This window comes from Streptomyces sp. NBC_00354, assembly GCF_036106915.1.
GTDB lineage: Bacteria > Actinomycetota > Actinomycetes > Streptomycetales > Streptomycetaceae > Streptomyces.
In genome coordinates, this window is record NZ_CP107984.1 from 168,743 (window position 1) to 182,827 (window position 14,085).

General features: G+C 73.2%; 13 protein-coding genes. 4 read left to right on the plus strand and 9 right to left on the minus strand.

All coding sequences use genetic code 11. From position 1 onward, the window contains the following. Nucleotides 1-18: 18 nt before the first annotated feature. Nucleotides 19-621: a dihydrofolate reductase family protein gene (locus OHT74_RS41560; RefSeq protein ID WP_266674290.1), complete on the minus strand. Its 603-nt coding sequence runs from the start codon at nt 619-621 to the stop codon at nt 19-21. Nucleotides 622-722: 101 nt separating this feature from the next. Here OHT74_RS41560 and OHT74_RS41565 point away from each other — a divergent pair, with 101 nt between their 5' ends. The 3 genes from OHT74_RS41565 to OHT74_RS41575 all read left to right on the plus strand — a co-directional run bounded on the left by OHT74_RS41565 (nt 723) and on the right by OHT74_RS41575 (nt 2,479). Continuing rightward, nucleotides 723-1,361 carry a TetR/AcrR family transcriptional regulator gene (locus OHT74_RS41565; RefSeq protein WP_266674288.1) on the plus strand — a complete coding sequence of 213 codons (639 nt, stop codon included), beginning with the start codon at nt 723-725 and terminating at the stop codon, nt 1,359-1,361. Between the two features lie 134 nt (nt 1,362-1,495). Beyond that, a complete protein-coding gene (locus OHT74_RS41570) occupies nt 1,496-1,726 on the plus strand; it encodes a response regulator transcription factor (RefSeq protein ID WP_328623586.1) in 231 nt (76 codons plus the stop codon). Nucleotides 1,727-1,771: 45 nt separating this feature from the next. Beyond that, a complete protein-coding gene (locus OHT74_RS41575; protein ID WP_328623587.1) occupies nt 1,772-2,479 on the plus strand; it encodes an SDR family oxidoreductase in 708 nt (235 codons plus the stop codon). A gap of 48 nt (nt 2,480-2,527) precedes the next feature. On the opposite strand, the gene OHT74_RS41580 is transcribed toward OHT74_RS41575, so the two are convergent. Beyond that, complete coding sequence (locus tag OHT74_RS41580) at nt 2,528-3,604, minus strand: alpha/beta fold hydrolase (RefSeq protein ID WP_328623588.1); 1,077 nt, start codon at nt 3,602-3,604, stop codon at nt 2,528-2,530. A gap of 122 nt (nt 3,605-3,726) precedes the next feature. On the opposite strand from OHT74_RS41580, the gene OHT74_RS41585 reads away from it, so the two are divergent. Continuing rightward, nucleotides 3,727-4,500, plus strand: a complete 774-nt coding sequence (locus tag OHT74_RS41585) for a TetR/AcrR family transcriptional regulator (protein ID WP_266674283.1) — start codon at nt 3,727-3,729, stop codon at nt 4,498-4,500. On the opposite strand, the gene OHT74_RS41590 is transcribed toward OHT74_RS41585, so the two are convergent. The 7 genes from OHT74_RS41590 to OHT74_RS41620 form a co-directional block, all read right to left on the minus strand. Then, nucleotides 4,472-4,708 (minus strand): acyl-CoA carboxylase subunit epsilon, encoded by a 237-nt coding sequence (locus OHT74_RS41590; RefSeq protein WP_328623589.1) that lies wholly within the window; start codon nt 4,706-4,708, stop codon nt 4,472-4,474. The genes OHT74_RS41585 and OHT74_RS41590 overlap by 29 nt on opposite strands. Continuing rightward, nucleotides 4,705-6,357, minus strand: a complete 1,653-nt coding sequence (locus OHT74_RS41595) for an acyl-CoA carboxylase subunit beta (protein ID WP_266674279.1) — start codon at nt 6,355-6,357, stop codon at nt 4,705-4,707. Before OHT74_RS41595 ends, OHT74_RS41590 begins: the two co-directional genes overlap by 4 nt. A 305-nt stretch (nt 6,358-6,662) precedes the next feature. Continuing rightward, the gene (locus OHT74_RS41600; RefSeq protein ID WP_266674277.1) at nt 6,663-7,496 is read right to left on the minus strand and encodes a 4'-phosphopantetheinyl transferase family protein; all 834 of its coding nucleotides are present in this window, start codon (nt 7,494-7,496) and stop codon (nt 6,663-6,665) included. 88 nt (nt 7,497-7,584) lie between these two features. Then, on the minus strand, nt 7,585-9,336 hold the full coding sequence (locus OHT74_RS41605; protein WP_266674275.1) for an acyl-CoA dehydrogenase: 1,752 nt from the start codon (nt 9,334-9,336) through the stop codon (nt 7,585-7,587). Nucleotides 9,337-9,534: 198 nt separating this feature from the next. Next, nucleotides 9,535-10,434, minus strand: coding sequence for an acyltransferase domain-containing protein (locus OHT74_RS41610; protein WP_328623590.1), 900 nt, complete (start codon nt 10,432-10,434; stop codon nt 9,535-9,537). 365 nt (nt 10,435-10,799) lie between these two features. Continuing rightward, nucleotides 10,800-12,941 (minus strand): condensation domain-containing protein, encoded by a 2,142-nt coding sequence (locus OHT74_RS41615; RefSeq protein WP_328623591.1) that lies wholly within the window; start codon nt 12,939-12,941, stop codon nt 10,800-10,802. Nucleotides 12,942-13,065: 124 nt separating this feature from the next. Next, complete coding sequence (locus tag OHT74_RS41620; RefSeq protein ID WP_266674269.1) at nt 13,066-14,022, minus strand: aromatase/cyclase; 957 nt, start codon at nt 14,020-14,022, stop codon at nt 13,066-13,068. Nucleotides 14,023-14,085: the final 63 nt, after the last annotated feature.

Consider the following 14,085-nt stretch of genomic DNA (forward strand, 5'->3'; position numbering starts at 1 on the left):
CATCGCGTGTACGGGTGCTCAGCCGGCGCTGCTCTCGTCGGCGGCCTTCGTGTACGTGAGGATGAGGTTGCCGCCCTCGAACACATGGCTGTCCGTGAGGCGGAAGGTGTGCGGCGAGAAGTCGGAGCGGAAGAGCGGGATGCCGCTGCCGGCCACGACCGGGTACTGCTTGACGATCAGCTCGTCGATCTCGGGGAGCAGCTGGCCGGCCAGGTCGGCGCCGCCGCAGAGCCAGATCCCGAGCCCGTCCTCCTGCTTGAGCTTGCGGACCAGGGCGACCGGGTCCTCGGCGGTCACCTCGACGGCCGGGTCCGGGCTGGTGGTGAGCGAGCGGGAGAGCACGATCTGCCGCAGGTGGGCGTACGGGCTGGTGAGACCGGCGGGCACGCCCGGGGCGTAGGTGGCGCGGCCCATGAGCACGGTGTCGAAGCGGGTGTTCGGCACGTCCTGCGCGACACCGAGGGCGGCGCGGCCCGCGGTCGGGAGGGTGTCCGCGTACTCGGCGGCCAGGTGCGGGACGTAGTCCTCGGTGACGTGCGCCATGAGGAAGTCGAAGCCGCCGTCGGGGGCGGCGATGAAGCCGTCGATGCTGGCGCCGACGAAGTAGGTGAGCTTGCGCATCCAGTTCCGTTCAATCGGGGTAATTTTGCGACGGACGTAACTTTATGCTGGACCACTTCGATCGGTCAAGCGTAATTTTGCTATGGATGTAAGATTTCCCCATGGCTACCGAGATCGGGCTCCGTGAGTCCAAGAAGCAGGAGACCAGGCAGCTGATCTCCGACTGCGCGACCAGGCTCTTCATCGAGCAGGGCTTCGAGCAGACCACCATCGCCGAGATCGCCACCGCGGCACGCGTGGCCAAGAAGACGGTGACCAACTACTTCCCCCGCAAGGAAGACCTCGCCCTCGACCACCACGAGGCGTTCACCGAGGGCCTGGCCCGGACCGTCGCCGAACGCGGGCCCGGAGAAGAGCCGCTCACCGCCCTGGGCCGGACGTTCCGCACCGCCCTGCTGGAGCACAGCCCCGTGGTCGGATTCACCGGCCCCGCCTTCGCCCGCATGGTCGCCGACAGCCCCACCCTCACCGCCCGGGTGCGCGAATTGCACGACCAGCGGGAGGAGGCACTCGCCGCAGCCCTGACGGCCGCGGCCCCGGACCACGCCCCGGCCATCGCACCCCGGGCCGCCGCCGCCCTGATCGCCGCAGCAGACCGCCTGCTGTTCCGGCGCATCCAGGAGCTCACCCTGGCCGGCTGCACCGACGACCGGATCGAGGCCACGCTGCTCCCGGAGACCGATCTCCTGCGCGCGATGCTCGGCGCCGCACTGCAGGCGGGCCCTGTCACACGCCTGTGACAGTCGGCGGACACCGTCGTGAAGGTGCGGGCGCAGGATTTTAAGCAGGACAAACCGGACATTCGATTACATGTCCACCTGCTTCCGAGGGCGCGAGCAGAGATGACCGATCCGATCCGTCGGAGGGAAATCCCATGAGCCTCACCCTCACCACCCCGCAGACCGAGACCACCGCCCTTGCCCTCGCCCCCCGCGAGCAGGAGGCACTGGGACACATCGCCGCCGGCCACACCTACCTGCAGACGGCCCGCCACATGGGACTCTCCAAGCACACCGTCGACGCCTACCTCCGCCGCATCCGCGCCAAGCTGGGCATCAACAGCACCGCCGAACTGACCCGACTGGCCATCTCCCTCGGACTGTGACCCCCTGAAGAGAGACAGGAACGGCTGAACAGAGGCAGGAGCGGCATGACGGGTGGCGAGCGGACCGTCTCCTTGGTCACCGGCGGCAACAGGGGCATCGGACGGGAAGTGTGCCGGCAGCTCGGCGCGCTCGGGCACACCGTCCTGCTGACCGCTCGTTCCCTGCCCGCTGCCGAGGAGGCCGCGGCGGAGCTCCGCGCCGGGGGAGGTGACGTCCACCCGGTGGCCCTCGACGTACGGGACCGGGCGAGTGCCGAGCAGGCCGCGCGCGAGACGCGCGAACGCTTCGGGCGGCTCGACGTCCTGGTCAACAACGCGGCCATCGCGTACGACACCTGGCAGCGCGCCGCGACGGCCGACCTCGGCATGGTCGCCGAGGCCGCCGACACCAACCTGTACGGTCCCTGGCGCACCACGCAGGCCTTCCTCCCGCTGCTGCGGGCCGGCCGGCACGGGCGGATCGTCAATGTCAGCAGCGAAGCCGCGTCCTTGACGAGCATGGGCGGCGGGACCCCTGCCTACACCACCTCCAAGGCCGCCCTGAACGCCCTCACCCGCATGCTCTCGGCCGAGCTGCGCGGCGAGGGGATCCTGGTGAACTCCGTCTGCCCCGGCTGGGTCGCGACCGACATGGGCGGCCCGGGCGGCCGTCCCGTACGGGAGGGGGCGGCGGGGATCGTCTGGGCCGCCACCCTCCCGGACTCCGGGCCCACCGGCGGATTCTTCCGCGACGGCCTTCCGCTGCCCTGGTAGGCCGGCGGGTGGCGGCCGGGCTCCGGTCGATCATCGGGGGGCGGCGGGTCAGGCCCGCGCAGCCTCGGCCGCCACCGGGCGGACCCGGGTCAGCATCAGGTGCAGGAAGCGGTCCGGATGGCGGAACGACGCGAAGTGGCTCGCGTCCTCGATCAGCGCGAACTCCTTGGCCGGGGCCTCGACCTCGTCGAAGAACGCCCTGGCGCGGCCGGCCGGGGTGATGACGTCCCGGTCGCCCTGGAAGACGAAGAACGGCAGCTCGAAGCGGGTGCCGTCGGCCCGGTCGTCGAACGCGGCCAGGGCCGGGGTGAGCTGCGCGGAGAACTTCATGCCCGCGAAGTACTGCCCCAGCTCGCGCAGCGAGTGCAGCGGCGAGAACCACAGCGACCCCAGCACGACCTTCTTGAGGGTGTCGAGCGTCAGGGGATCGGAGGCCACGGTCAGCTTGTCGTACGTGGCCCGCTGTTCGGCGGTCAGGCGGTGCGGGTCGCCGCCCATCTCCGCCACCGCGGCGGCGTCCTTGTGCTTGCCGGCGGCGCGCAGCCGGGCCAGGAGTGCCTCGTGGACGGAGGTGTCGCGGCCGGCGTCCAGGATGTTCTGGTCGGTACCGACGTAGGCGGAGTACAGCTCGGGGTGGCTGCGGGCCAGCCGCAGCCCGAAGACGCTGCCGAGCGAGCTCGCGACCAGGACGACCCGGTCGGCGCCGAGCCGCTCGCGGGCGTACCGGGTGACCTCGAGGGCGTCCTCGTACAGCCGGGCGAAGTTCATCTCGCCCTGGCCTGCGGGGCCGGAGCGGCCGAAGGTCTTGCCCGCGCCGCGCATGTCCCAGCGCACGACCGTGAAGTGCTTCTCCCAGGACCGGGTGCGCGCGGCGAAGATCGAGTGGGAGGCGCCGGGTCCGCCGTGGATCTCGACCACCACCGGATTGGCCGTGTCCTCGCCGCGGATCGAGATCCACTGCTCGATGCCGCCGATCCGGACGAAGCGCTGTTCGTCGATGCCTCCCGGGCTGTCGATGCGCAGGAGCCGGGCGTTGCCGGCGCGGCGCACGGCGCGGTGGCCCAGCAGGCCGGCGACGGGCGTCGCGAGGAGGACGGCGGAGGTGGCGAGGACGGTGGCGAGCATGGCGACTCCTCTGGACTGCGAGAGAACTGTGTATGCAGTAAGCGATTTCGTTTATGTTATACACAGTTCCAGGATGTGCCGTCAACGGGTCCGGTACGCAGCGATGCGAGAAGGGGGGCCGCATGGCCAGGAGCAGGGACGAGAAGCGCGATCCGGCGGTCAGCCTGGCGCTCCTGTGGGGCGAGCAGGGGCAGCCCAAGCGCGGCCCGAAGCCCTCGCTGAGCGTCGAGCGCATCGTGGACAGCGCCCTCGCCATCGCCGATGCGGAGGGGCTGGACGCGCTGTCCATGCAGAGCGTCGCCGCGCGCCTGGGCGTGACCACCATGGCGCTGTACCGCTACGTCCCCGGCAAGGCCGAACTGCTCGACCTGATGGTCGACGCCGCCTTCGGACCGGCTCCCGACGTCGCCGGCGTGCCGGGGGGCTGGCGTCCGCAGCTGGACGCGTGGGCGCGCGCGTGCTGGGAGCAGTACCGGCGCCGGCCGTGGATGGTGGCCGCCACCGGGATGCGCCGGCAGCTCATGGGGCCCCGTCAGCTGGCCTGGCTCGACTCCGCCTTGGCCGCGCTGTCAGGGACGGGGCTCCCGTACGCACAGCAGCACGCGGCCTTCCTGCTCGTCGTCGGGCACGTCCGCAACCTGGCGCAGCAGCTCGTCGACGACGACGAGGAAGGCCGTCAGGAGTGGAACCGGCTCACGGCGGACGTGTGGAAACGGCACGGCGACCGGTTCCCGGCGCTGACCGCGGCCATCGCCGGAGGGGCCTTCACCCCGCACGGCGACGATCCGCTCGAGTTCGGGCTCGAGCGGATCCTGGACGGCATCGCCGCGCTGATCGGGGGCGGTGGGGATGGGGATGGGGAAGAACCTACGAGGCCCAGGCGCCCGGCGCGATGAAGGACGGCCGGGGGCGCAGGGGCAGCTTCTCCACCTGGGCCTCCGCCTGTGAGCGTGCCGGTGCCGCCTCTGTGGCCTGCGCCTCGTGCCGCAGCCCGATCCGGGAGGCGAGGAGCACGGCCAGGGCCGCGACGTCCTCCGCCGTCGGGTTGCCCTTGGTGATGCGCATCGCCGCCAGTGCCAGGGCGGTCCTGTCGTCGGCGGTCACAGCGGAACGTTCCCGTGCTTGCGGCTCGGCAGCTGGGCGTGCTTGGTGCGCAGCATGTCGAGGGTGGAGATGAGGCGCGTACGGGTCTCGGCCGGGTCGATGACATCGTCGACGAGGCCGCGTTCGGCCGCGTAGTACGGGTGCATCAGCTCGGCCTGGTACTCCTTGATCTTCTGCGCGCGGGTGGCCTCGGGGTCGTCGGAGGCGTTGATCTCGCGGCGGAAGATGACGCTGGCCGCGCCTTCCGCGCCCATGACGGCGATCTCGTTCGAGGGCCAGGCCAGGGCGACGTCCGCGCCGATGGAGCGGGAGTCCATGACGATGTAGGCACCGCCGTAGGCCTTGCGCAGGATGAGGCTGATGCGCGGCACGGTGGCGTTGCAGTACGCGTACAGGAGCTTCGCGCCGTGCCGGATGATGCCGTTGTGCTCCTGGTCGACGCCGGGCAGGAAGCCGGGTACGTCGATCAGGGTGACCAGCGGAATGCTGAACGAGTCGCAGAACTGGACGAAGCGGGCCGCCTTCTCGGACGCGTGGATGTCGAGGACGCCCGCGAGGTGGGCCGGCTGGTTGGCGACGACGCCGACGACCTGGCCGCCGAGGCGGGTCAGGGCGCAGACGACGTTCCGGGCCCACTGGGCGTGGACCTCGAAGTAGTCCCCGTGGTCGGCGATCTCCTCGATGACGTCGCGGATGTCGTAGCTCTGCGTGGGCTTGCCCGGGACCAGGTCGAACAGGCGCTCGCAGCGCCGGTCCACCGGGTCCTCGAGGTCGCCCGCGGGGGCGGGTTCGCGGTTGTTGGAGGGCAGCAGGGACAGCAGGTGGCGTACGTCCTCGAGGCAGCTCTGCTCGTCGTCGTACGCGAACGCGGCCACGCCCGAGGCCCCGACGTGGCGGTCGGCGCCGCCGAGGTCCTCCATCGTGACGGATTCACCGGTGACCGCCTGGACGACATCGGAGCCGGTGATGAACATCTGCGAGGTGCCGCGGACCATGAAGACGAAGTCCGTGAGGGCGGGCGAGTAGGCGGCGCCGCCTGCGCAGGGGCCGAGGATGACGGAGATCTGCGGGATGACCCCGGAGTTGCGGACGTTGCGCTGGAAGATGCCGCCGTACCCGGCGAGCGCGGTGACGCCTTCCTGGATGCGGGCGCCGGCGCCGTCGCACAGGCCCACGACCGGGGCCCCGACCCCCTCGGCCAGGTCCATCAGCTTGTGGATCTTCTCGGCGTGGGCCTCGCCCAGCGCGCCGCCGAAGATGCGGAAGTCGTGGGCGTACGCGAAGACCTTACGGCCGTGGACCTTGCCCCAGCCGGTGACGACTCCGTCGGTGTAGGGCTTCTTGTCCTCCAGGCCGAAGCCGGTGGCGCGGTGCCGGCGGAGCTGCTCGACCTCGTTGAACGTACCTTCGTCGAACAGGAGCTCGATGCGCTCGCGGGCGGTCAGCTTGCCCTTGGCGTGCTGGGCCGCGGTGGCTCGTTCGCCGGGGCCGGCCTCGGCCAGCGCGCGTACGGCGTGCAGTTCCGCCGTGCGCTCGCGCAGGGACGCGAAGCGGACGCCGTCCTCGTGGTGACGGGCGGACGGCGAAGCAATGAGCCCGTCGTCCGGTGCGAGCACGCTCTCCAGTGGTCTTTCCTCGACGATGCTCATACGGGCCCTTTCGACACAGAGGCACCGGGTCCGGCCGGTGTCGCGTCGTCCAGCATCGACCGCGGTGCTACAGCCCGGCTCGAGTTCCGTACGGGGCCGCTCGCGCCGCAGGCGGGGCGGGGGCCGGACATGCCTGTGCCCCGCTGCCGGGGCGTGGGTGTTCGGGCAGCGGGGCAAGAGGAGCGGCATGCTCCCGGCCGGGGGGTTGACCGGTGGCCGGCCGCAAGACCGACTCTCCTCCGGAGAACTCGGCCCCGCCTACAGCGGCGGTGTGGCAGCGGTGGTGCCGCTGGACGGCCCAGCGGTCAGGCCCGGTTGAGGAGGCCTGCCACCGTCGTCAGGAAGCCCTCGTCGAGCATCGTGGAGACGGCGGTGTCGCGCGAGGCGCCCAGGCCGGTGTCGTGGCAGGCGATGCTGACCAGGTAGCGGTCGAGCACCGGGTACGTGCCGAACGCCCACTCCCCGCGGGCCGCGGGGGTGCCGTCCGGGGCGAGCAGGCCCGCGTCGCCCCCGCTGCCGGTCTCGAAGCCGAACTCGGAGAAGCCCAGCCGCAGTCCCTGGCCGAGCGCCTTGGTGTAGGCCTCCTTCAGGGTCCACAGCCGCAGCATCGCCGCGGACTGCTCCGCCTCGGGCAGCGCCGCGAGTTCGGCCTGCTCGCCGGCGGTCAGCACCTGGTCCTGCAGGAGGCGCAAGGAGAGCCTGCGGTCGGCGGGTTCGGTGTCGATGCCGATCCTGCCGGTGCGGCTGATGCCCACGGCGATCAGGTCGTCGGTGTGGGTCAGGCTGACGTCGATCTGGTCGAAGCCGCGCAGGTACGGACGGCCGCCGATCTTGTACGCGAGATCCAGGTCGGCGGGGTCGACGCCGAGCGCGGCCGCCGCCGTGTACTTGACCGCCAGCCGGGAGGCGACGAAGCGGTACCGGATCGTCGGGTCGACGGTCTGCCGGTAGCGCAGCCAGTCCCGGCCGAGCAGCGGGCGCAGCGCGGGTTCCGCGAGCGCCGCGGTGAGCCACTCGCCCCAGGTGGTGAACACCGAGGCGTTCCCGCGCAACGCCATGCCGTCCTCCACCTCCTGCCAGGGACCGGCCGGCCCGGTGACGTGGACCGGAGTGGTGATGCGCTGCGCGTCGTCCGTCATCGGGCTGTCCTTCCCTGGTGCTGGATGTGCTGGATGTGCTGAACGGGAAACGCACATGATGCCGGGCTGCCGTGCCGGGGCGGCTGGGTCACTGCGCGAGTTCCGTCGCGTCGAGGTCGCAGCTGCGGCCCGAGCGGTAGCGGCGCATCAGCTCCTCCAGCACCTGCTCGAGGCAGCCGTCGGGCAGATCCGGCACCGGGATGCCGAGCCGGCCTCCGAGCCGGGAGAGCGCGAGCACCGCCCAGGCGGGGGCGGCCAGGAAGGGATCGCTGCCGTCCTGGCCCTCCCAGGTGCCGAGGACCGAGGCGGCTGCGAGGACCAGGGCGTAGCGGTCGCTGAGCACGCACAGGGCGGGGTCGGACAGGGCCGCGGGGGTGCCGTGGGCGGGGATGGCCCGGCAGCGTTCGCGCAGGGCGCGCAGTTCGGTGACGAACCCCTCGGCGAGGTCGGCGAGGACGGCCAGCTGGCCCCCGACCCCGCGTACCCCGGCCAGCCGCGCGGCGGACTCGACGAGTGAGGCGGCGAGGAAGTCGCCGCCGTCGGCGATGCCGAGCAGCCGGTAGTCGAGGGCGGGCAGCGCGGCTCCGGTGCGGAACAGCTCGGGCGGCGGCTCCTCCTCGCGGAACCACGCGCGTTCGGCGAGGGTGCGCAGCTGGGGGACGATCACGGCCTGGCAGGCGGCGGTGCCCGCGTGCCCGAGGCCGGCCACGGGCAGGTCGCGTCCGAGCTTGTCGAGGGCGCCGTACGCGGCGGTGCCGCGCTGGTAGCCGCGGGAGCCGAGGACGGTGGCGAGTTCCTCGAGGTCCTCCCGCAGCAGGTCGGGGACCACGTACTTGACGGCGGCGGCGAGCACGTGGGTGCGATCGGGCAGCAGGCTCAGGGCGCGCAGGGCGACGGTGGCCATGCTGTCGCAGGCGAGCATGTCGGCGAAGACCCCGGCGAGCGGCTTGTGCCAGCGGCGGGCCAGGGGACGGCTGCGGCCGGTGGTCGCGGCCCGTACGGCGGAGTGCAGGACGGTGTCGACGGCCGCGACGGCCGTCGAGGCGATGACGCAGCGGTTGACCTGGTACGTACGCAGGGCGAGGGCCACTCCTTCGCCGGGGCGGCCGACGAGCGCATCGCCCGGGACGGCGCAGTCGGTGAACTCCAGCCCGGAGAACAGGTTGCCGCGCATGCCGGTGGTGGGGACCCGGGGCAGGTGGTTGATGCCGCGGAGTTCGGCCGGGTCCACGAGCAGCACGGAGTGGCTGTACGGGGTGCGGGCCGGGTCGGTGCGCGCGTAGACGACGTACGCCTGTGCGCGGGCGGCGTTGATGATGACGTCCTTGCGGCCGTTGAGCTCGTAGCCGCCGCCCGGTGCGGCGCCGGCGGTGAACTCGTCGCGCAGGATGTCGTTCGCGTGCGCCATCTCGTGGTGGACGATCGAGGCGCGGCCGCCGCCGAGCAGCATGTCGGCGGTGAACCTGCGCTGGGCCTCGGTGCCCGCCGCCCAGACGGCGGAGGTGGCGAAGAGCGAGGTGATGCCGAAGCCGAAGCCGAGGGCGAGGTCCCGGCGGAAGACCGGGCGCAGCACCTTGGCCAGGTGGTCGGCGCGGGTGAGCCGGCCGCCGTACTCGGCGGGCACGAACTCGGCTCCGAGGCCGGCCTCGGTGAGCAGCTGCTCGGTGGCCTCGGGCGGTTCGCGCCGCTCGTCGGCGGCGAAGAGGGCGCCCAGACCGTGCGGGTTGGCAGGGTCGTAGGGGTCGCCGAGCTGCGCCTCGAGCCGCGCCGCGCGGCGCAGCGGGGCGATGGGCTCGGCATGTCTGGTGGCGGGGTCCGCGTGGATCTCGGTGGTGGCCATGGTCGCGGGATCAGCTCCTTCGTCGCGGGACTCGCCGTTGCTGGTGGTCCGGGGCTGGTCCGTCCGTGTGCACGGGTGTCGAGGCTGCTTAGCCTCACGGGGTTCGCTCGACAGTCGCTCGAGCCTTCGTGCAGCCGGGCACGGAAGTTGCCGGAAACCGCCGGGGGCGGCGGCTTCCGGCAGGCGAAGCCCTGGGCCTCAGGCCGGCGGCGTGGCCTCGGCGAAGACCCTGGGCCAGGAGATCGGGTGGCCGTGGTCGTGGAGGCGGCCGAGGGAGGCCAGCACGGAGTCCACTTCGCTGCCGAGGGCGGTGCTGCGCGCGTCGGGTCCGCAGGGGTGGTTGCGGTGGAATCCGGCGGCTTCGAGGGCACTCTGCGCGGCCGCGGGCGAGGGTGTCGCACGGGCCTGGCGCAGGAAGTATTCGGCGGTGAGGGTCCGCTCACCGGTGCGGGGACCGAGCAGGTCGCCGGTCGTTGCGCAGATCAGGGTGAGGTCGGGCGCGTTGATACGGCAGCTCTTGGCCACCCGGAGGAACCGCTTCTCGGAGGCGGCGCGGGTCTTGTGCGGTGCATCGCGGGGGGCGAGCCGTCCGCGGGCGACCACGAGGCGCGCCGCGTCGTCCAGGTCGAGTACGCCGGCCAGGTACGCCGCGGAGATCTCGCCCGCCGCGTGTCCGGCCACGGCCCGCGCGTCCATGCCCCAGGTCTCCCATACCCGGAACAGGGCGACCTGGTAGGCGAACAGGGCGGGCTGGGCGAACGCGGCGTCCCTGATCAGGGCGGCGTCCACCCCCTCGCGGGGGGCGAACACGACGGCCGCCAGCGGCAGGGGCAGCCAGAGGTCCAGAGCCTCGGCGACCTCGTTCCACGCCGCGGAGAAGGCGCGGAAGGTGCCGTAGAGGTCCCGGCCGAGGCCGGGCAGCAGCGGGCCGTGAGCGGTGAACAGGACGGCCTGGTCCGCCGCCCCGCCCGCCGGTGCACCGGGCGCAGGGCCGGCCCGGTCGGCCGGGCGTGGAGCGGAGCAGGAGCGTCCTGCGGCCCTCGGCGGCGCGGCACCCGGTCCTGCGAGCAGGCTGCCCGAGGAGCGCTCATCGGACACCGGGCACCGCCTCCGTGGTCGCGCGGCGGTCCTTCGGGGCAGGGCACTCGTCGGTGTCACCGTGCACGGTCGGCTTGTTGAGGAAGGTCACCATGGTCGCTCTCCTCGGCTCTGCTCGGGGTGTGGGGCAGCGGGGTGCCGCTGCCCGGGGGTGACGACTGCTGTGCACACGGTCCGCGGTGGGGCTCAAGGAATCTTCGAACGCCGCTCGAGAAATCCCGCAGGAACGGCACGGGGCCGACGGACCGGAGCGTGCCACGGCTGCGCGGCCGGACCGGGGCGCCGCTCCGGTCGACGCGCCGCCACGGCCTCGGTTTTCGGGCCGCCGGCCCCCTGCGGAGCCCGCACCGGGTGGGCCGGCGCGTTCAGCCGGTCCGGCCGGCCGCAGCCTCAAGGGTGCGCGCGAGGTCGCGTACCGAGGCGGGACTCCCGTCCGCGGTGCCCGCGATGGCCACGAGCGGAGGCAGCCAGCCGTGGGCGGCGATGCGCTGCGCCACCTCGTACGCGACGCTCCCGCCTCCGGAGAAGCAGCCGAGGAGCAGCGGTTCGCCGGCCGCGAGCGCGGGTCGTACCGCGGCCAGGCAGGCCGCCGTATCGGTCGGGGAGGTGACCGTGGTGAGCGCCTCCGGGCCCGGATAGGCCTGTACGAGGGCGTCGTAGCAGGCCTCGGTCGCGGCCGGCGGCGGTACGAGCAGGATCGTGCCGGCGTCGGGCCGCGCGGCCGCGCGCAGCGTGCGCAGACCGCCGCCGGGCGGCACCGGGGCGGGCGCCACGGGCCCGGGCACCGGCAGGCCGTCCAAGATGTGCAGGACCTCCCCGACGCCGGTCGTGCCGTCGACGAGCACCGGGAACTCGCGCAGCAGCCGCGCGGTGCGGGCGAGCGCCGCGGCCGCTTCGGGATCCGCGATGCGGGTCCGGTCGTTGACCGCCGTCAGCAGCAGGGCGCCCTCGGCGTCGTGGTACGCGCCGATGGCGATGGGCTGGGGCGTGTGCGGGCCCACGGCCTGCGGGAGGTCCACCCGGACTCCCTCGGCGTCGAGGTCGGTCCAGAGCGGGTCCCGGCCGTCCGGGGCGGGCGGCGGGCCCTGCGGGGCCTCGAAGGCGACGACCGAGTCCGTGAGTTCGTCGGGGACGGCCCGCCCGCTCCACTGGTGGACCTGGCCCGCCGAGACCCATTCGTACGCGGCCGCGCCCAGGGCCCGGTCGCGCAGGTCGGCCAGCAGCCGCTCCATCGGGGCCTTGGGGTCCACGTCGACGTGGACGGGCAGCGCGCCCCGCAGCGGGGCCGGGATGCTCGCGGCGCCCTCCAGGGCGATGCCGCGGCCCGAGACGGCCATGCCGAACGCGACGGGCGCGGGCGCCGGGCCCGATCCGCCGTCCCGGTACAGCAGCAGCGCCCAGGCCGCGTGCAGCGCCGTGCTCTCGGTGGCGCCGAGCCCGGCGGCCCAGTCACGCAGCCTTGCGGCCTCGTACGGGGTCAGCCGCTGGCGCGCGAGCCCGTGGCCCCAGCGGGCCCTGTCGCCGGCGGGCAGCCCGGCCGCGGTCGGGCCGGGCAGGGTGCGGGAGCCAGCCGGGGGCGTGGCGGCGGACCAGAAGTCGCGGGGCGGGGTGAGGTCCTGGTCGCCCAGCCAGCGCAGGTGGTCGCGCACATCGGGGCGGCGCTCGCCGCCGGTGGTACGCCCCTCGGCCAGGTAGGCGCGGTAGAAGGCGCGCAGCAGCAGGCGCACGCTCCAGCCGTCGAGCATGGCGTGGTGGTAGGTGAGGAGGATGCGGGTCGGCCCGGCGGGTCCGGCCTGTTCGTCCAGGAGCGCGATGCGCAGCAGCCCGGGCCGGTGCAGGTCGAAGGCGCGCAGCCGCTCGCTCACCAGCAGGGAGTGCCAGTCGGCGGATCCGTGGTGGTGGCGGACGAGCTGCGGTGAGCCCTGCCGGTGGACGGCGACGCGTGGGGCGGTCCCGGGGCCGTCCGTGCGGGCGCGGTCGGTGAACGCGGCCCGCAGCACGGGCTCCTGCAGGAAGACGGCCTGCCAGGCGGCGTGGAACCGCCCGGTGTCCAGCGGCCCGTACCAGCGCCAGTGCAGCTGCTCGACGTGCAGGCCGGCGCCGGGCCTGCCGACGAGGACGTCGAGGAGCACGTCGCGCTGGCGCGCGCTGGCGGGGAGTCCGCCCGCGGGATGCACGGCCGGGCTGTCGAAGGTGCCGGGGGCGTCCTGCCCGCCCGCTTCCTCCGGGACCAGGCTCTCCCAGGCGGTCCGCGACGCCTTCGTCTGCGCGGGCGTCTGCCGCGGCCGGGCTCGGGGGGCGGTCAGCAGATCGGCCACCGTGCCGGCCGGGGAGTGCTGCGGGGGCAGGTGCAGGGTGTGGTGCGTCGCCGTGTGGCGGCGCAGGGTGTGGGTGCCCGAGGGCAGCGCGGCGAGGGCCGCCGCGAGGGCGTCCTGGTCGAGGGGACCGCGCAGGTCCAGCGCCGGGGCGAAGCCGGGCGCGATGACCACGGTCATGGCGACGCTCATCCACTCCCCCTCGTCTCGGCGCTCGCCGGGCGGCGGCACAGTTCAAAGGGGTCGAGTATGCGTGGCACACCCACGTTTCGCTGACGCGCCGCTGACACGCCGCCGGAGTCCCGCCGGACACCCCCTACAGGCTGCGGATGGCGGTCTCCGCGTACCGCTTGGCGAGGTTGAGCGTGGCGGTGCTGTTGCGGCCGAGCGCCTCGCGTACGTACGTCCTGGCCTGTGCGAGGTCCGCGCCGGGGCCCAGGACCCGCTCGACGGCCTCCTCCCGCAGCAGCACGCTGTGCTGGGACACCGCGGTGACCCCGGTCTCGTCGGGAATCAGCGACCACTCGCCGGTGTGCGCGGTCATCAGGGCCGGGGTCGTGGTCTGCTTGTAGACGATGCGGCCCGCGTGCGGGAAGCACACCCGTACGGACTCCGTGGTGTGCACCGCTCCGTCGGAGGTCACGGTGTCCATGCTCAGCAGCTGGACGCCGGGCTCGTCCTCGGTGACGGCGACGCGGGAAACGTGGGGGACGCGCTCCGGCCAGTCGGCGACCCCGTAGAGGAACTGGTAGACCAGGTCGGCCGGTCCGTCGATGCGTACGGAGTCCTCGAAGGACAGCAGCAGGCCGTCGAGCCGGGTCCAGCGCTCCGCGGCCTCCTTCAGCTGGGCCAGCTCGGCACGGCTGTTGGTGTCCGTGGCCTCCTTGGTCCAGTCGACGTCCGCGGGCCGGTCGCCGGCGACCGCGAAGTCGTGCAGCAGCGTCAGCCGCGAACGGTCGGCGCCCCGCGGCTCCACGATCCAGCTGCCGCCCATCGCGACGACCGGGGCGGCGGGGACCTCCTGGCGGAAGTCGATCCGCAGCCGGGGCGCGTCCAGGGTGCGGCGCGAGAGCCAGGACCTGACGCTCCCGTTCGCGGTGACCCACATGTGGAACCGGTCCTGGATGCCGTCGAAGTCGAGCCGCTCTACGTGGATGCTGGGCGGGATGAACAACGGCCACTGCGTCGTGTCCGCGATCAGGCCGTAGACCACGCCCGCGGGCGCGTTCACATCCACGGCATAGGACGTCCGGTGCACTTGCTGGACAGACATCGCCACACCCTTCCCTCACACTTGGTCCAGAGTCTGTCCGCGACCGCCGGAGTCCGGCTCGAG